Consider the following 17773-nt stretch of genomic DNA (forward strand, 5'->3'; position numbering starts at 1 on the left):
GAAAACTGCGCAGCGGTTTTCCGTCCGGAATTGCGTAGAGCGGCTGGATCGGCCGGAGTTTGGCCATAATCCTGTTATATTTGCATATGCTTATGTAATCGAGTTCTTGGTAATGCGTCCCGAACCGCCGGCCTTCGTGCCGGCGGTTTGCGTTTGGGGCGGGGATACACACCCTGTCCAGCCGGCGGATTGGTCCAATTCCGTGTTTCTGGACAGGGTCAAGAGCTACGGCTAAAAGGCCAATCTACCTTCTGAAACACGAAGCCCATTTTGCCGCCGGCCAAGCCGGCGGTTCCTACGAAAAGGCAGTATCCATGAGTGGCGTGAACGACATCCGGTCGACATTCCTCGACTACTTCCGCAAGGAGGGTCACGAGATCGTCGCCTCCAGCCCGCTGGTGCCGCGCAACGATCCGACGCTGATGTTCACCAACGCCGGCATGGTGCAGTTCAAGAACGTCTTTACCGGCCTGGAGAAGCGGCCCTATTCGCGCGCCTCGACAGCGCAGAAGAGCGTGCGCGCCGGCGGCAAGCACAACGACCTCGACAATGTCGGCTATACCGCGCGCCATCTGACCTTCTTCGAGATGCTCGGCAATTTCTCGTTCGGCGACTATTTCAAGGAACGCGCGATTGAGCTTGCCTGGAACCTGATCACCAGGGAATTCGGCCTGCCGAAGGACAAGCTCCTGGTCACCGTCTATCACACCGATGACGAGGCGGCCGGCTACTGGAAGAAGATCGCCGGCTTCTCCGACGATCGCATCATCCGCATCCCGACGTCGGACAATTTCTGGGCGATGGGCGACACCGGACCTTGCGGACCGTGCTCGGAAATCTTCATCGACCGCGGCGAGCATATCTGGGGCGGCCCGCCCGGCAGCCCGGAAGAGGATGGCGACCGGTTCCTCGAATTCTGGAACCTGGTGTTCATGCAGTATGAGCAGGTGACGAAGGACGAGCGTATCGACCTGCCGCGGCCGTCGATCGACACCGGCATGGGCCTGGAGCGTATGGCGTCCATCCTGCAAGGGGTGGAGAGCGTCTTCGAGACGGACCTGTTCAAGCATCTCATCGACGCCGCGTCCTCCGCGCTCGGGCAGGGTCCCAATCAGGAGAACGTCGCGTCCTACCGCGTGATCGCGGACCACCTGCGTTCATGTTCCTTCCTGGTGGCTGATGGTGTGCTGCCGTCCAACGAGGGCCGCGGCTATGTGCTGCGCCGCATCATGCGCCGCGGCATGCGTCATGCGCAGCTGCTCGGCGCGAAAGAGCCGCTGATGTGGCAGCTGGTGCCGGCGCTGGTGCGCGAGATGGGTCAGGCCTATCCGGAACTGGCGCGCGGCGAAGCGCTGATCACCGAGACGCTGAAGCTCGAGGAGACGCGTTTCCGCAAGACGCTGGTGCGGGGCCTCGGCCTGCTTTCCGAAGCGACGGAACAACTCCACGCGGGCGACATGCTGGACGGCGAGACGGCCTTCAGGCTCTACGACACCTATGGCTTCCCGCTCGACCTGACGCAGGATGCGCTGCGCCAGCGCAGCATCTCGGTCGATCTTGCCGGCTTCACCGATGCGATGGAGCGGCAGAAGGCGGAGGCGCGGGCGCATTGGGCGGGCTCCGGCGAGGCCGCGACCGAGACGGTCTGGTTCCCTATCCGCGAGACGGTGGGCGCGACCGACTTCCTCGGCTACGAAACGGAGGAGGCGGAAGGCCTGATCCAGGCGCTGGTCAAGGACGGCAAGACCATCGACAGCGCAAGCCAGGGCGACGCGGTGGCCGTGGTCGTCAACCAGACGCCGTTCTATGGCGAATCCGGCGGCCAGATGGGCGACACCGGCGTGATTTCCGGCGAGGGCTTCTCGGTCGAGATCTCCGACACGCAGAAGAAGGCCGACGGGCTGTTCGTGCATCTGGGCAAGGTGACGAGCGGCACCGTCAAAACAGGTGCTACCGTCGAGCTCAAGGTCGACCATGCGCGCCGCTCGAAGCTGCGCGCCAACCATTCCGCGACGCATCTCATCCACGAGGCGCTGCGCGAGGTGCTTGGCACCCATGTCGCGCAGAAGGGCTCGCTGGTCGCGCCCGACCGGCTGCGCTTCGACATTTCGCACAACAAGCCGATCTCGCCGGACGATCTCGAGGATGTCGAGCGCATGGCGAACGAGATCGTGGTGCAGAACAGCCCGGTGACGACGCGGCTGATGTCGGTCGACGATGCCATCGCCGAGGGCGCCATGGCGCTGTTCGGCGAGAAGTATGGCGACGAGGTGCGCGTCGTGTCGATGGGCACGGGCCTGCATGGCGCAAAGGCCAACCGTCCCTATTCGGTCGAGCTTTGCGGCGGCACGCATGTCAGGTCGACCGGCGATATCGGGCTGGTGCGCATCCTGTCGGACAGCGCGGTCGCGGCCGGCGTGCGCCGCATCGAGGCGCTGACCGGCGAGGCGGCGCGCAGGCACCTCGACGAACAGGACAAGCGCCTGAAGGCAGCGGCGGTGGCGTTGAAGATCTCGCCGGGCGATGTGCCGGCGCGCGTCGAGGCGCTGCTCGATGAGCGCAAGAAGCTCGAAAAGGAATTGAGCGAAGCGCGCAAGAAACTGGCGCTGGGCGCCGGCACCGCCGTCTCCGATGCTCCGGCCGCCAACGAGACCGTCGCCGGCGTCGGCTTCCTCGGCAAGGCGGTGAGCGGTGTGGCGCCGAAGGATCTGAAGCCGCTGGCCGATGCCGGCAAGAAGACGCTCGGCTCCGGCGTGGTCGTCTTCGTCGGCGCCGGCGAGGACAACAAGGCGAGCGTGGTGGTCGGCGTCACCGAAGACCTCACCGGCCGTTTCAGCGCCATCGATCTGGTGCGCGTCGCGTCCGCCGCGCTTGGCGGGCAGGGCGGCGGCGGGCGTCCCGACATGGCGCAAGCCGGCGGCCCCGATGCCTCCAGAGCCGACGACGCGATCGCGGCGGTGCGGGCGGCGCTCGAAGCCGCCTGAGCGAGCGGATGAAGGTCCTTGTCCTTGGCGGCTATGGACTCATCGGAGAAGCCGTCCTCGGACGCTTGGTCGAGGACGGTCACGACCTTGTCGGGCTCGGTCGTGACGTCCACGATGCGCGGCGCCGCAAACCGGGCGTACGATGGATCGCGGCGGATATGTCGCGACTGCTCGCGGCGGCAGATTGGATGCCCTTGCTTGCCGGCGTGGGGGCCGTGGTGAACGCCGCTGGCGCTTTGCAGGATGGCCCGCGCGACCATCTGGACGCGATACACCGGCTGTCGATCGCCGCTCTCGTCACTGCTTGCGAACAGGCCGGTGTACGCCGGCTGGTTCAGGTCTCCGCGATCGGCGCAGATCCCGCTTCCGACAACGCGTTCTTTCGAACCAAGGCCGAAGGCGACCGCGCGGTGGCGTCATCCTCGCTGGAATGGACGATCCTGCGGCCCGGCCTGGTCATCGCGCCGGGCGCTTATGGCGGGACAGCTTTGTTGCGCGCGCTGGCCGCGTTTCCATGGTTCGTGCCAGCCGTCCTTGCGGACCGGCCGATCCAAACAGTACCTGTTGCGGAAGTCGCGGAGGCGGTATCGCGTGCCGTCGGGGGCCGTCTGGCGCGTGGGCAGATCATCGACCTCGTCGAGGAACGGGCCAGACCGCTTGGCGCGGTCCTGCTTGAATTTCGAGCCTGGCTCGGCCTGCCCAAGGCGCGGGTCGTGACGGTGCCGGCAATTGTCGGGCGGCTCGCCGGCATGGTCGCCGATGGGCTCGGCCTTCTCGGATGGCGATCTCCCTTGCGCAGTGCGGCCCTTGCCGCGCTGGAGGAGGGCGTCACCGGCAACTCGAAACCCTGGGCCGATATCGCGGATCGCCCACCGCAAGCTCTGGAAGCAACGCTGGCAGCCATGCCGGCGCATGCTCAGGAGCGGTGGTTCGCGCGCCTGTGGCTGCTGAAGCCTGTGGTGTTGGCCGTCTTGTCCTTGTTCTGGCTGTTCTCGGGCGTTGTCGGGCTTGTCCGGCATGATGCGGCCGCCGACATTCTCATCTCGCGCGGCCTGCCAGGAACGCTGGCGTTCGGGATGGTTGTTGCCGGAAGTATCGCCGACATCGTCGTCGGCGTCGCGGTTGTCGCACGGCCCTTCGCACGATCGGCGCTGATGGCGATGATAGCCATCACCTTGCTCTACCTTGCCGCCGCGGCTGCGCTTGCTCCCGATCTGTGGCTCGATCCGCTCGGGGCCATCGTCAAGGCCGTGCCCGTACTTTGCCTCGTCCTGGCGGCTCTGGCGATTTTGGAAGAGCGATGAGCCTTTGGGCGGACATATTGCGGTGGCTGCACGTGATCGGCGCCACTGTGCTGTTCGGCACCGGCGCCGGCATAGCGTTCTTCATGCTGATGGCGCAGCGGACCGGCAAGCCCGAGATCGTCGCTCATGTCGCCGGTACGGTCGTGATTGCCGACGCCATCTTCACGGCAACGGCTGTCGTGTTTCAGCCGATCACCGGCGCGCTGCTGGCGCGCGAGATGGGATGGCCGCTCAGCCAAGGCTGGATCGTGCTTTCGTTGCTGCTTTATGCGGTTGCCGGCGCCTTCTGGCTGCCGGTGGTCTGGATCCAGATGCGCCTGCGCGATCTGGCGCGGCAAGCCGTATTGAAAGACGCCCCTCTGCCGGAAGAGGAGAAGCGCCTCTCTCGCGTCTGGTTCGCCTTCGGCTTTCCGGCCTTCGGCGCAGTGCTTGCGATCCTCTGGCTGATGGTGACTCGCCCCGAAATCGGGTTTTAGAGCCGGCGGTCCCGCTGCAGGTTGCCGTGGGGTGCTTCAGCCTGCCTTCTTCGTCCGGGCAAAGCTCGGGCGTGCGGCGATGCGCGAATACCAGCTCTCGATGTCCGCAAACCGTGCCAGCGTATCGCGCCCTTCCGCGACCTTGACGAAATAGGCGATGACCGGCGCCGCGTGCAGGTCGGCCAGCGTCAGCTGGTCGCCGAGCAGCCAGGGGCCGTTTGCCTTGAGCGACGCCAGCACCTTGAGCACGGTCTCAGCCTGGCTTAGGCCGCCGGCGATCAGCGCCTCGTCGGGCGCTTCTTTCTCCAGCCGCTCCACGGCAACGTCCCAGACCATGGCGCGGTAGCCATAGGCGTCGAGCATGCCGGCAATCTGCCCCATCCTGGCGCGGCCGCACGGATCGGTAGGCTGCAGGGGCGGACCGTCGAAAGCTTCGTCGACATAGCGCGCGATGGCGCTGGTCTCGAACAGCCGAAAACCGTCATGCTCGAAGGCCGGGATGCGGCCGAACGGGTGGCGCTCGAGATACCAGGCCGGAATGCCGTCGGCGGCGAATATGTCGACAGGGGCGAGCTCGTAGTCGACGCCCTTTTCCTCCAGCGTCATCCGGGCGATGCGGACATAGACGCTGTAGTCGGCGCCGTAGAGGATCGGCTTCGTCATCGGGCCCGGCCCTCCGCTATGGCTCCGGGCGTTCGTCGCTTGAAAAGCCCATTTGGGGGCTTTTCATGCGCTTCGCGCACCGCTCCTCACCCCATCGCCTTCTGCAGGTTCTCGTCGATCTTGTCGAGGAAGCCGGTGGTCGACAGCCAGGGCTGGTCGGGACCGATCAGCAGCGACAGGTCCTTGGTCATGAAGCCGGCCTCGACGGTCTGGATGCAGACCCTTTCCAGCGTTTCGGCGAAGCGCTTGAGCTCGGCATTGTCGTCGAGCTTGGCGCGGTGGGCGAGGCCGCGCGTCCAGGCGAAGATCGAGGCGATCGAGTTGGTCGAGGTTTCCTCGCCCTTCTGGTGCTGGCGGTAGTGGCGGGTGACGGTGCCGTGCGCGGCTTCCGCTTCCACCGTCTTGCCGTCCGGCGTCATCAGCACCGAGGTCATCAGGCCGAGCGAGCCGAAGCCTTGCGCCACCGTGTCGGACTGCACGTCGCCGTCATAGTTCTTGCAGGCCCAGACGTAACCGCCCGACCACTTCAGGCTGGAGGCCACCATGTCGTCGATCAGGCGGTGCTCGTACCAGAGTTTCTTTGCCTTGAACTCGGCCTCGAACTCCTTCTCGTAGACCTCCTGGAAGATGTCCTTGAAGCGGCCGTCATAGGCCTTGAGGATGGTGTTCTTGGTCGACAGGTAGACCGGATAGTTGCGCAGCAGGCCGTAGTTCAGCGAGGCGCGGGCGAATTCGCGGATCGATTCATCCAGATTGTACATGGCCATGGCGACGCCGGAGGAGGGCGCGTCGAACACGTCGTGCTCGATGACCTGGCCGTCCTCGCCGACGAACTTGATCGTCAGCTTGCCCTTGCCGGGGAAGCGGAAATCGGTGGCGCGGTATTGATCGCCGAAGGCGTGACGGCCGACGATGATCGGCTTGGTCCAGCCCGGCACCAGGCGCGGCACGTTCTTCATGATAATCGGCTCGCGAAAGATGGTGCCGCCGAGGATGTTGCGGATGGTGCCGTTCGGCGACTTCCACATCTTCTTCAGCTTGAATTCCTCGACGCGCTGCTCGTCGGGCGTGATCGTCGCGCATTTCACGCCGACGCCGTACTTCTTGATGGCGTTGGCCGAGTCGATGGTCACCTGGTCGTTGGTGGCGTCGCGGTTCTCGATGCCGAGGTCGAAATAGTCCAGCTTGATGTCGAGATAAGGATGGATCAGCTTGTCCTTGATGAACTGCCAGATGATGCGGGTCATCTCGTCGCCGTCGAGCTCGACGACCGGGTTCGCCACCTTGATCTTCGCCATGGAAAGAATGCCTCGTTGCTGGGGATCTATACGGCCTTGCCCGCATGGTTTCGGCCGGGGTTGGGCAGCGTATATCAAAGCCTTTTTGAGCGCGCAAACCGCGATAGGCGCATCGCGGACAGGTGCTGTGCCTGTGAATGCTTCATTTTCCGGGCCGGATGTGGCAGGGGACGCCGAAACGCCGCAAACCCAGCTTACCGAGAACTCATGCCAACCGCAAACGAACCCGCCAATCCCGCCGGACCTGCGATCATCCTCGTCGAGCCACAGCTCGGCGAGAATATCGGCATGGTCGCGCGCGCCATGGCGAATTTCGGCCTTTCACAGCTGCGCCTTGTCAATCCGCGCGACGGCTGGCCGAGCGAGAAGGCGCGCGCGGCCGCCAGCCGCGCCGACCATGTCATCGATGCGACAAGGGTGTTCGACGACCTGCCTTCTGCGGTCGCCGACCTCAATTTCGTCTTCGCCACCACGGCGCGCGAGCGCGACGGCTTCAAGCCGGTGCGCGGCCCGGTGGAGGCGGGCAGGGCGCTCCGGGCCCGCGTTGAGGCGGGGCTGCGCACGGGGATTCTTTTCGGCCGCGAGCGTTTCGGCCTCTACAATGAAGAGGTCGGCCTCGCCGACGAGATCGTCACTTTTCCGGTCGATCCCAGCTTCTCCTCGCTCAACATCGCGCAGGCCGTGCTGTTGATGTCCTATGAATGGATGAAGTCGGGCCTCGCCGAAGAAACCGCGACCAACTTTTCCGGACCGGAGCTCGTTCCGGCGACCAAGGAACAGTTGCACAGCCTGTTCATCTACCTCGAAGGGGCGCTCGAGGCGCGCGGCTATTTCCGTCCGGAAGAGAAGAAGCCGAAGATGGTCGACAATCTGCGCGCCGTGCTGACGCGGGCGGGTTTTGCCGAGCCGGAGCTCAAGGTGCTGCGCGGCATCATCTCGTCGCTCGACAGGTTTTCTCCGGCAATGCCGCGAGGCGATGGCTCACCGGGAGACGATCCAAGGCGGGCGCCGGCCGCGCGCGGACGACCGGCGGACAAAGAAAGTTGAAATCTGTAAGACCCGATCCTCCAAAGTAACCGAATATTATGCGATTTTGATCCATCGTTATTGAAACGGTGGGGTAGAAAATGTTCACGTCCAATATTGGCCGTCTGCGTTTCTTCTTCTATTCGCTAGGACTGTTCATAGCGGAGGCGGTGGCGATCGTGCTCTGCATTGCCGCAACGATCGGCTTCGCGGGATTGATCAATTCGATGCCGGGGCCTTCACGGCAAGGTCTGGTCGGCGCCGCGCTTATTGTGTCGCTCATTTTAGTCGCGCTGCGCGGCAACATCGCCTGGCGCCGCAGCCGCGACGCCAATGGTTCGCGCTGGATCCTTTGGTCCTACATCGTCTTTTCCGGCATCTATGGCTTCCTGCAGGCCGGCACGCTTTTGGTGATCGATTTCGGCAATCCCGAGAGCGCGCCCGGCGGTCTGAACCTGCTCGGTCTTGCCATATTCGGCCTGTGGTGCACGATCCTGTGGGCGAAGCCTGTCGCGGGCAGCAATATCAATGAGTTGACCGAGGTTTTCGACTTTGAAGGTTCATTGCCGGCGCCGATGCCAACGCGCGCTGATCGGACCGCCGCAGGCGCATCGGCTCCTCGCAGCGCCGCGCCAGCCGTGCGGCCGGCGCCACAGCCGTTTGGCCGGCCGCGGCCCGCCGGCTTCGGCAAGCGCGGGCTCTGAGCTGACTTGCGCAAAAGCTGCTGGCGTTTGCCACTTCAAGACCATGATCGTTCAGGATAGAAGCGCCGTTGGCCAAATCATGGCTCAGCTTCTTCCTGTGGTCGCATGACAATGAACGATCGATCAAGCCAGCGCCCGATCCTGATGTTCGATTCCGGCGTCGGCGGCCTGACCGTGCTGCGCGAGGCGCGCGTGCTGATGCCCGACCGCCGCTTCGTCTATGTCGCGGACGACGCGGCCTTCCCCTATGGCGCTTGGGAGGAACCGGCGCTCAACGACCATATACTGGCCTTGTTCGGCAAATTGCTCGACCGCCTCCAGCCGGCGATTTCGGTGATCGCCTGCAACACCGCCTCGACCCTGGTGATCGATGCGCTGCGCGAAAAGTTCCCCGGACATCCCTTCGTCGGCACCGTGCCGGCGATCAAACCGGCGGCGGAGCGCACACGTTCCGGCCTTGTGTCGGTGCTGGCGACGCCGGGCACGGTCAAGCGCCAGTACACGCGCGACCTGATCAGCAAATGGGCGCAGAAATGCCATGTCCGCCTGGTCGGCAGCGACAGGCTTGCCGGACTGGCCGAGATCTACATGCGCGAGGGCTTCGTCGACGAGGAGGCCGTGCGCGCCGAGATCGCGCCCTGCTTCATCGAGCGCGACGGCCAGCGCACCGACATCGTGGTGCTTGCCTGCACGCACTATCCGTTCCTGGCCAACCGCATGCGCAAGACGGCGCCTTGGCCGGTCGACTGGATCGATCCGGCGGAAGCGATTGCGCGCCGGGCGATGTCGCTGCTCGAACCTGTCGGCGCGCCGTGCGGCGAAAGCGAGCCAGACATCGCCGTCTTCACCTCCGGCAAGGCGGATTTCGCCACGCGGCGGCTTATTCAGGGCTTCGGCTTGACCGCAGGCTAGTCTTGGAACTGCCCGCGCCAGAGCCGCGTTTCTCCTTTGAGCAAAGGAGGAACCACCATGCCTGCCACATCGCAAGCCCAGCAAAAGGCCGCAGGCGCGGCACTTGCGGCCAAGCGCGGGGAGATCAAGAAAAGCGAACTCAAGGGCGCATCGCGCGAAATGTATGAATCGATGAGCGAGGCGCAACTCGAGGAATTCGCCGAAACCAAGCGCAAGGGCCTGCCCAACAAGAAGTCATGAGCGCCAGGGCGGGCCGGCACCGGATACAAAAAGCCCGCGGGTTGACCGCGGGCTTCGCCATTTTTGGCTCAATCAACCGACTTACCGGCGCCACCAGCAGTGCCGCACCTTGTAACGGATGACGTGCCGGTGGCCGTGCCGCCAGACGACTTTTCTTCACCACGACGCGGCAGAGCTGTGTATGGCCGTGCCAGTGCCTCGCCATGGCCGGCTCCGGCGTCATGACCGCCATCGACCCGGCCAACAGCGCGGCTCCGGTCAAGGAAGAACTTCTTCATGGGAATTCGGACTCCTCTGCTCCAGTCCCTTCATCAAATGTCAGGGCAAGCTCACGTCCAAACTGGTTGCACCCCGCCCTGATGCCGTCGGCGTCCGCCACATCCGGCACCGCATGCAACGCAGGATGGTATAGAGTCGCCCGGTGCGTCGCCAGTCCAAGCTTGACACCGGTTAAATCTCTCTTTAACAGGCGCTCCAACACCGGGTGGCGACGCCCGGTGGTTTCTTTTGCATGGGCGAGACCTCACCGGAAGCCAGTCTGTCGGCGGTCTTGTTCGAACTGACGTGTCCCGTGGGTTTTCCGTCGCGTTGCGTGGAAAACCCTGTCAGGCCTCGAAAACGGAGGCCAGAGGAGGGCGCGTTTCCTTCACCCGGAGCCATGGGGTTTCGGGTATATCGTTTTGAAAGGGAATGCGATGAGCAAGCGCGAATCCGCGAAATACAAGATCGACCGCCGTCTTGGCGAAAACATCTGGGGCCGCCCGAAGTCCCCGGTCAACAAGCGTGAATACGGCCCGGGCCAGCACGGCCAGCGCCGCAAGGGCAAGCTTTCCGACTTCGGCTTGCAGCTGCGCGCCAAGCAGAAGCTGAAGGGCCACTATGGCGACGTTTCGGAAAAGCAGTTCCGCAAGGTCTATGAAGAGGCCAACCGCCGCAAGGGCGACACTTCCGAGAACCTGATCGGCCTGCTGGAGTCGCGCCTCGACGCGATCGTCTATCGCGCCAAGTTCGTGCCGACCATCTTCGCGGCCCGCCAGTTCGTCAACCACGGCCACGTCAACGTCAACGGCAAGCGCACAAATATCGGCTCGTACCGCTGCAAGCCGGGCGACGTCATCGAGGTGCGCGAGAAGTCGAAGCAGCTCGTCATCGTGCTGGAATCGGTTGGTCTGGCCGAGCGCGACGTGCCGGACTACATCGAGGCCGATCACAACAAGATGACCGCGACCTACAGCCGCGTTCCCGGCCTGGCGGACGTGCCGTTCGCCGTCCAGATGGAACCGAACCTGGTCGTCGAATTCTATTCGCGCTGATCGAAGCCGATCGGCGACACCAGTCAAGGCCGCCTCTCGAGGCGGCCTTTTCTTTGCTGCCCATGTCCGCTAATCCGGACGGCATCAGAGACTGTGGGGCGCCAGCGCCATGAATATGCTGCCAGATACCAAATCACTTGGTGTCAAATCGCCTGAACCGATCGCCGACGAAGAAGAGGGCGGGTTTCATCCGCTGTTTCGCGATGTGCCGTCCTCGGTCGAGTTCAACAAGCTGCGCAAGCGGCTTTTGAGGCTCACCCGCCAGGCGATCGAGGATTTCACCATGCTGAAGCCCGGCGAGCGCTGGCTGGTGGCGCTCTCTGGCGGCAAGGATTCCTACGGCCTCCTCGCCTTGCTGCTTGACCTCAAATGGCGTGGGCTGCTGCCGGTCGACCTGCTCGCCTGCAACCTCGACCAGGGCCAGCCGAATTTTCCAAAGCATATCCTGCCTGACTATCTCAGCGCCAACGGCATTGCGCACCGCATCGAATACCAGGACACCTATTCGGTGGTCACCGAAAAGCTGCCCGAGGGCAGCACCTATTGCTCGCTCTGCTCGCGGCTGAGGCGCGGCCATCTCTACCGCATCGCGCGCGAGGAGGGGTGCTCGGCGCTGGTGCTCGGCCACCACCGCGAGGACATACTCGAAACCTTCTTCATGAACCTCTTCCATGGCGGGCGTCTCGCGGCCATGCCGCCCAAGCTGATCAACGACGAGGGCGACGTCATGGTGCTGCGCCCGCTTGCCTATTGCGCCGAGGTGGATCTCGAGAAGTTCGCCGGCGCCATGAAGTTTCCGATCATCCCCTGCGACCTCTGCGGCAGCCAGGAAGGGCTGCAGCGCAACGCCATGAAGGCGATGCTCGACGACATCGAGAAGCGCATGCCGGGCCGCAAGGACACGATGATCCGCGCCATGACCAATGTGCGGCCCTCGCATCTGCTTGACCGAAAACTGTTCGACTTCGCCGCGCTCGATGCGCGCCTCACCTCAGGGCAAGACATTTCCGATGACATTTGACGACCGCGCGATCGACTGGCTGGCCGACCTTCTCGCTGATGCAGCCAGGGCCGAAATCATGCCGCGCTTCCGCCGGCTGGGCGAAGGCGACGTCCGCCAGAAGACTTCCGCTGCCGATCTGGTGACCGAGGCGGACGTCAATGCCGAAAGACTGATCACCGCCAGGCTGCGCGAGCGTTACGCTTCGGCGATGATCGTCGGCGAGGAGGCCTGCTCCGACAACCCGGCGCTGCTTGGCGGCCTCGGCGATGCCGAGCTCGCCTTCGTCATCGATCCAGTCGACGGCACCTTCAACTTCGCTTCCGGCGTGCCGCTCTTCGGCGTCATGCTGGGCGTCGTCGTCGAAGGCGAGACGGTTGCCGGCATCATCCACGATCCGGTCGGCAAGGACTGGCTGATCGGCGCCAAAGGGGCCGGCAGCCATATCCGCCATGCGCATGGCGCGCTGGAGAAGGTGCGGGTCGCCGAGCCGGTACCGATCTCTGAGATGACCGGCGCGGTCTCGTGGCAATATCTAAAGGAGCCGGAGCGCTCGCGGCTCGCGCGCAACCAGACCAAGGCGCTGTCGCAGTTCGGCTACCGCTGCGCGGCGCACGAATACCGGCTCCTGGCCAATGGCCATGCGCATTTCGTCGTCTACAACAAGCTGATGCCGTGGGATCACCTCGCGGGTGTGCTGATCCATCAGGAAGCCCGGCGGCCACGCCGCCCGCATCGACGGCGATCCCTATCTGCCGTCGCATGTCGATGGCGGGCTGCTCGTAGCGCCGGACAAGAACAGCTGGGACGAGCTGCGGCGAGAACTCTGGGCGGAGTAGACCGGCCTTCCTTGCGTCAGACAGGCGGATTGTGCGGTTGGAACAGGCGTCCGCGCTCGGCGATCAGGATCATCAGCAGGGCCGCGACCGAGACGCCGCAGAAGCCGGCGGCCAATGGCGTGACCGTGCCATTGTAGGCTTGGCCTATCAGCGTGCCGAGGAGGCCGCCGAGAAAGGTCTGCATGAAGCCGAGTATGGAGGACGCCGTGCCGGCAAGCTCGCCCAGCGGCTCCATCGCGAGCGCGTTGAAATTCGCGCCGAGGCAGCCGAACGGCACCATGGCGCCGGCGAAGAAGGCGATGAACAGCCAGAGCGGCATCTGCATTTCGAGTGAGACGACGAGCCAGATCAGGCTGATGCCGAGGAACAGGAGCAGCGCGCTTTGCGACAGGCGACGCATGCCGATCTTGCCGACGAGCCGCGCGTTGAGGAAGTTCGAGAAGGCGAGCACGCCGGCGACGCCGGCGAAGATCAGCGGGAACAGCTCGCCGACGTGGAAGACTTCGAGATAGATCTGTTGCGCCGAATTGATGAAGCCGAACATCGCGCCGAAGATGAAGGTGCTGGCGAAAGCGTAGCAAAGCGCGATGCGGTTGGTGAGCACGATGCGGAAGCCGCCGACGACCGCGTTGACCGTCAGTGGCCGGCGGTGTTCCGGATGCAGCGTTTCCGGCAGCCGCAGCAGCGACCATGTCGACACGATCAGCGCACCGACGGCCATGGTGACGAAGATCCAGTGCCAGGTCGCGAACAGCATGATGAACTGACCGATGCCGGGCGCGACGACCGGGATCGCCATGAACACCATGAAGATCAGCGACATAACCTCGGCCATGCGGCGGCCCTCGAAGGTGTCGCGCACGATCGAAACGGCGATGACTCGCGTTGCCGCCGCGCCAATGCCTTGAACGACGCGGCAGGCGAGCAGGATTGCGAAGGTTGGAGCCACGGCAGCGGCAGCCACTGCCGCGACATAGATGATCAGGCCGACGACCAGCGGCGCACGACGGCCGAAACGATCGGAGACTGGCCCGAAGAAGAGCTGGCCGGTGCCGAAGCCGAGAATGTAGGCGGTGATGACGTACTGGCGATGGTTTTCGCTCTCGACGCCGAGCGAGGCGCCGATCTGCTGCAGCGCCGGCAGCATGATGTCGATGGCGAGCGAATTGAGCGCCATCAGCGCCGCGCAGAGCGCAATGAATTCCCAGCGCGGAATAGGCAAGCTCTTTGCCGATTGCTGCGCCACTACCTGCTTGTCCACGGCAAAAATCCGATCATTCAAAACGAACATGCGCCGGTCCGACCGGCGCATCGCTTCGTCCCGTTCTCAAGTTCGAGAACCAAAATGCCGAGGTGGGGGCGGCCCCGGATTTCATAGCGCAGCCGGCGGGACCGGCCGGCGCGAACTCAAATCAGGCGGCGCCTTTGACGCTGACGCCCTTTTCGACCAGGAAATCCTGCAACTCACCAGCTTGGAACATCTCACGCACGATGTCGCACCCGCCGACGAACTCGCCCTTGACGTAGAGCTGCGGGATGGTCGGCCAGTTGGAATAATCCTTGATGCCCTGGCGCAGTTCGGCAGAGGTCAGCACGTTCACGCCTTTGTAGTCGACCCCTACATAGTCGAGGATCTGCACCACCTGGCCGGAAAACCCGCATTGCGGGAAACCGGGCGTGCCCTTCATGAAGAGCACCACGTCGTTGCTCTTCACTTCGCTGTCGATGTAGTCGTTGATGCCACTCATGGGGAATCCTTTCACGCCTGTGGGAGTCAGGCTCGAAGCATGTCCATCAAATAAACCCATAGGTTGGCTGAAACAAGACGTTAGCCATGGCGTCATCGTGATGGCGCAAGGAATGGTGCGTTTTGGGCCAAGCCTGAGTGGCGATAGGGCTCAGTCCGGAACGCTGGTCTGCAGGGCAAGCGCATGCAGCACGCCGCCCATATTGCCCTTCAGGGCGTCGTAGACCATCTGGTGCTGCTGCACCCGGCTTTTGCCGCGGAAGCTCTCGGCCACCACTTCGGCCGCGTAGTGGTCGCCGTCGCCGGCCAGATCGCGAATCGTCACCTTGGCGTCCGGAATGCCTTCCTTGATCAGCCGTTCGATTTCGCGCGCGTCCATTGCCATGACAAAAATCCTGTTTCGAGCGGGGGAGCGGTGCAGCCCGTGCGATGAGAGTCGGGATAAGGGTAGTGCCTTTCCGCTGCGGATTGAAGCGGTTCCGTCCATTGGCCGAAGGCTCATGGGGCATTCTGATCCGGATGAACCGCATCGTCGGCGTCCTCGCGCGTCGAGTAGGCGCGGCCGAGGCTGAAGGTCAGCGCATAGAGCGGGACGTTGATCACGAAACTGATGAGGGGAAGATAGCTGGTCATCTGCCAGGCCGGCGAGAAAAACGACTGGCCGTAGCCGTCGCAGACAAGCGAGGAGCCATAAGCCCACAGCGCTCCGAGGACAATGGTCACGGCAAAGAGCTTGGCGCAGGTGACGATACGCCTTGCCCGGGCCGGGTCCGGCAAAAGCCGCTCCCAGAGGACCAGGCACAGGATCGGAACCGCGTAGACGACGCTCTGGGCGGCCAGCATCGGAAGGGCGGCGTTGGCCGCGGCAAGGAATTCGCCCCGTGTTTCGAGCCGCGGACAGAGCTCGCTCGAGGTCGTCGACAGCAGCAGAAAGATGAACGGCCCGAGAAACCAGAAGAAGAACAGCGATGGCCAGAAGACAGCTGCGAGCAGTGCCCGGACCGCCAGCCTGGTCAAACGGCCTGATCCATGAAACGCGGGAACCAGCCCTCATGGGCTGCCGTCAATTCACTGACCGCTATGGCCCTCGTCTCGCCGAGTTTCAGCGCATTGCCGCCGGTGGTGCCGATCCACGGCGCGAAGATGCCGAGCCTGCCCTGCTCCTCGCGGATCCTGTCCCACTCGCCGCTTTGCGGATCGATCGAGAGCGTCAGCAGGTAGCGGCCCTGGTCCTCGCCGAACCAGACCGGGATCGCATCGGTGCCGGTAAGGCCGGGAATGGTGGCGCCGATGCCGGATGCCATCGCCATTTCGGCCAGCGCCACGGCAAGACCGCCGTCGGAGACGTCATGCGCGGATGTCACGATGCCGGAAGCGATCAGCGAGCGCACATGGTCGCCGACGCGCTTTTCATGGTCGAGGTCGACGGGCGGCGGCGGGCCGTCGGCGCGGCCATGGATGTCGCGCATATAGATCGACTGGCCGAGATGGCTGCCCCAGCTAGGCGGCGCGCCGACCAGCACGATCATCTGGCCCTCGGCGGCGAAGCCGATGCGGGCCATTTTCGACCAGTCGGCGATCAGGCCGACGCCGCCGATGGTCGGCGTCGGCAGGATGCCGCGGCCGTTGGTTTCGTTATAGAGCGAGACGTTGCCGGAGACGATCGGGAAGCCGAGCGCACGGCAGGCGTCGCCGATGCCTTTTACGGCACCGACAAATTGGCCCATGATTTCCGGCCGTTCCGGATTGCCGAAATTGAGGTTGTCGGTGGCGGCAAGCGGCAAGGCGCCCGTCGCCGTCAGGTTGCGCCAGCATTCGGCCACTGCCTGCTTGCCGCCCTCATACGGGTCGGCCTCGCAATAGCGCGGCGTGACGTCGGAGGAGAAGGCGAGCGCCTTGGTCGGATGGCCATCGATGCGCACCACGCCGGCATCGCCGCCCGGAAGCTGCAGCGAATTGGACTGGATCAGCGTGTCGTACTGCTCCCAGACCCAGCGGCGCGAGGAGAGGTCCGGGCCGCCGAGCATCTTCAGCAGCGCATCCGCGACATCGGCCTTCGGGCTGGGCGCGAGCGGCGCCGGCTTCTTCGCCTCGACCCACGGACGGTCATATTCCGGCGCCTGGTCGCCGAGTTCCTTGATCGGCAAATTGGCGACCTCGTCGCCCTGGTGCAGGACGCGGAAGCGCAGATCGTCGGTGGTCTTGCCGACGATGGCGAAGTCGAGGCCCCATTTGCGGAAGATCGCCTCGGCCTCCTCCTCCTTCTCGGGGCGCAGCACCATCAGCATGCGCTCCTGGCTTTCCGACAGCATCATCTCATAGGCGCTCATGCGCTCCTCGCGCACCGGCACCCTGTCGAGGTCGAGCTCGATGCCGAGATCGCCCTTGGCGCCCATCTCGACCGCCGAGCAGGTGAGGCCGGCGGCGCCCATATCCTGGATGGCGATGACGGCGCCCGAGGCCATGAGCTCGAGGCAGGCCTCCAGCAGGCATTTTTCGGTGAAGGGATCGCCGACCTGCACGGTCGGCCGCTTCTCCTCGATCTTGTCGTCGAATTCGGCCGAGGCCATGGTGGCGCCGCCGACGCCGTCGCGCCCAGTCTTGGCGCCGAGATAGACGACCGGCAGGCCGACGCCCTTGGCCTGCGACAGGAAGATGGCGTTGGTCTTGGCAAGGCCGGCCGCGAAGGCGTTGACAAGGATATTGCCGTTGTAACGCGGATCGAAATTGACCTCGCCGCCGACGGTCGGCACGCCGAAGGAATTGCCGTAGCCGCCGATGCCCGAAACGACGCCGGCGACGAGATGCCGGGTTTTCGGATGGTCCGGCTCGCCGAAGCGGAGCGCGTTCATCGCCGCGACCGGCCGCGCGCCCATGGTGAAGACGTCGCGCAGGATGCCGCCGACGCCGGTCGCGGCTCCCTGATAGGGTTCGATGTAGGACGGGTGGTTGTGGCTCTCCATCTTGAAGACCACGCAGTCGCCGTCACCGATATCGACCACGCCGGCATTCTCGCCCGGTCCCTGGATAACCTGCGGGCCGCTGGTGGGCAGCGTGCGCAGCCATTTCTTGGAAGACTTGTAGGAGCAGTGCTCGTTCCACATCGCCGAGAAGATGCCGAGTTCGGTGAAGCTCGGCTCGCGCCCGACCAGGTCGAGGATGCGCTGATATTCGTCGGGCTTCAGCCCATGCGCGGCGACGAGCTCGGGGGTGATCGGCACGGAATTGGAAATGGTCATGAGCGGCGATTTGTGTCCGTGGGAGAGG

At 64.3% G+C, this 17773-nt stretch carries 16 protein-coding genes and 1 pseudogene; 10 read left to right on the forward strand and 7 right to left on the reverse strand.

From position 1 onward, the window contains the following. Positions 1 to 314 precede the first annotated feature (314 nt). From alaS to EN874_RS02055, 3 genes are read left to right on the forward strand one after another with little or no spacing between them, the layout of a single operon-like run. Entirely contained in the window at positions 315 to 2984 is a 2670-nt protein-coding gene (gene alaS, locus EN874_RS02045; RefSeq protein WP_127423859.1) for an alanine--tRNA ligase, read from the forward strand. Between the two features lie 8 nt (positions 2985 to 2992). After that, on the forward strand, positions 2993 to 4288 hold the full coding sequence (locus tag EN874_RS02050) for an SDR family oxidoreductase (protein ID WP_127423860.1): 1296 nt from the start codon (positions 2993 to 2995) through the stop codon (positions 4286 to 4288). Next, a complete protein-coding gene (locus EN874_RS02055) occupies positions 4285 to 4764 on the forward strand; it encodes a DUF2269 domain-containing protein (RefSeq protein ID WP_127423861.1) in 480 nt (159 codons plus the stop codon). The genes EN874_RS02050 and EN874_RS02055 overlap by 4 nt, the downstream gene beginning before the upstream one ends. A gap of 36 nt (positions 4765 to 4800) precedes the next feature. Here EN874_RS02055 and EN874_RS02060 read toward each other — a convergent pair whose 3' ends face one another. Together EN874_RS02060 and EN874_RS02065 are read right to left on the reverse strand one after the other, a co-directional pair. Next, entirely contained in the window at positions 4801 to 5427 is a 627-nt protein-coding gene (locus tag EN874_RS02060) for a glutathione S-transferase family protein (RefSeq protein ID WP_127423862.1), read from the reverse strand. A gap of 86 nt (positions 5428 to 5513) precedes the next feature. Continuing rightward, positions 5514 to 6725, reverse strand: coding sequence for an NADP-dependent isocitrate dehydrogenase (locus tag EN874_RS02065; protein ID WP_127423863.1), 1212 nt, complete (start codon positions 6723 to 6725; stop codon positions 5514 to 5516). Between the two features lie 207 nt (positions 6726 to 6932). Between EN874_RS02065 and EN874_RS02070 the strand changes: the two genes are divergently transcribed. From EN874_RS02070 to EN874_RS02105, 7 genes and pseudogenes are all read left to right on the forward strand, one after another. Continuing rightward, positions 6933 to 7772 (forward strand): RNA methyltransferase, encoded by an 840-nt coding sequence (locus EN874_RS02070; RefSeq protein ID WP_127423864.1) that lies wholly within the window; start codon positions 6933 to 6935, stop codon positions 7770 to 7772. An 80-nt stretch (positions 7773 to 7852) separates the two neighbouring features. After that, positions 7853 to 8455: a hypothetical protein gene (locus EN874_RS02075; protein WP_127423865.1), complete on the forward strand. Its 603-nt coding sequence runs from the start codon at positions 7853 to 7855 to the stop codon at positions 8453 to 8455. 111 nt (positions 8456 to 8566) lie between these two features. After that, positions 8567 to 9367 (forward strand): glutamate racemase, encoded by an 801-nt coding sequence (gene murI / locus EN874_RS02080; protein ID WP_127423866.1) that lies wholly within the window; start codon positions 8567 to 8569, stop codon positions 9365 to 9367. A 57-nt stretch (positions 9368 to 9424) separates the two neighbouring features. After that, positions 9425 to 9607 (forward strand): DUF3008 family protein, encoded by a 183-nt coding sequence (locus EN874_RS02085; protein ID WP_126088996.1) that lies wholly within the window; start codon positions 9425 to 9427, stop codon positions 9605 to 9607. A gap of 695 nt (positions 9608 to 10302) precedes the next feature. Continuing rightward, positions 10303 to 10920: a 30S ribosomal protein S4 gene (gene rpsD, locus EN874_RS02095; protein WP_095811030.1), complete on the forward strand. Its 618-nt coding sequence runs from the start codon at positions 10303 to 10305 to the stop codon at positions 10918 to 10920. Between the two features lie 109 nt (positions 10921 to 11029). Next, complete coding sequence (ttcA, locus tag EN874_RS02100) at positions 11030 to 11941, forward strand: tRNA 2-thiocytidine(32) synthetase TtcA (protein ID WP_127423867.1); 912 nt, start codon at positions 11030 to 11032, stop codon at positions 11939 to 11941. Further along, positions 11931 to 12759: pseudogene (locus EN874_RS02105) on the forward strand (inositol monophosphatase family protein). Before ttcA ends, EN874_RS02105 begins: the two are co-directional and overlap by 11 nt. A gap of 16 nt (positions 12760 to 12775) precedes the next feature. On the opposite strand, the gene EN874_RS02110 reads toward EN874_RS02105, so the two are convergent. From EN874_RS02110 to purL, 5 genes are all read right to left on the reverse strand, one after another. Continuing rightward, complete coding sequence (locus EN874_RS02110) at positions 12776 to 13975, reverse strand: multidrug effflux MFS transporter (RefSeq protein WP_168247380.1); 1200 nt, start codon at positions 13973 to 13975, stop codon at positions 12776 to 12778. 196 nt (positions 13976 to 14171) lie between these two features. Next, positions 14172 to 14507, reverse strand: a complete 336-nt coding sequence (gene grxD, locus EN874_RS02115) for a Grx4 family monothiol glutaredoxin (protein WP_066995148.1) — start codon at positions 14505 to 14507, stop codon at positions 14172 to 14174. 150 nt (positions 14508 to 14657) lie between these two features. Next, complete coding sequence (locus EN874_RS02120) at positions 14658 to 14891, reverse strand: BolA family transcriptional regulator (protein WP_126089000.1); 234 nt, start codon at positions 14889 to 14891, stop codon at positions 14658 to 14660. A 113-nt stretch (positions 14892 to 15004) separates the two neighbouring features. Beyond that, positions 15005 to 15523 (reverse strand): hypothetical protein, encoded by a 519-nt coding sequence (locus EN874_RS02125; RefSeq protein WP_127423869.1) that lies wholly within the window; start codon positions 15521 to 15523, stop codon positions 15005 to 15007. After that, positions 15520 to 17745, reverse strand: coding sequence for a phosphoribosylformylglycinamidine synthase subunit PurL (gene purL / locus EN874_RS02130; protein ID WP_127423870.1), 2226 nt, complete (start codon positions 17743 to 17745; stop codon positions 15520 to 15522). The genes EN874_RS02125 and purL overlap by 4 nt, the downstream gene beginning before the upstream one ends. Positions 17746 to 17773 lie beyond the last annotated feature (28 nt).

Origin of the sequence: Mesorhizobium sp. M1D.F.Ca.ET.231.01.1.1, from assembly GCF_003999155.2 — a bacterium.
In the GTDB taxonomy this organism is placed as follows: Bacteria; Pseudomonadota; Alphaproteobacteria; order Rhizobiales; family Rhizobiaceae; genus Mesorhizobium.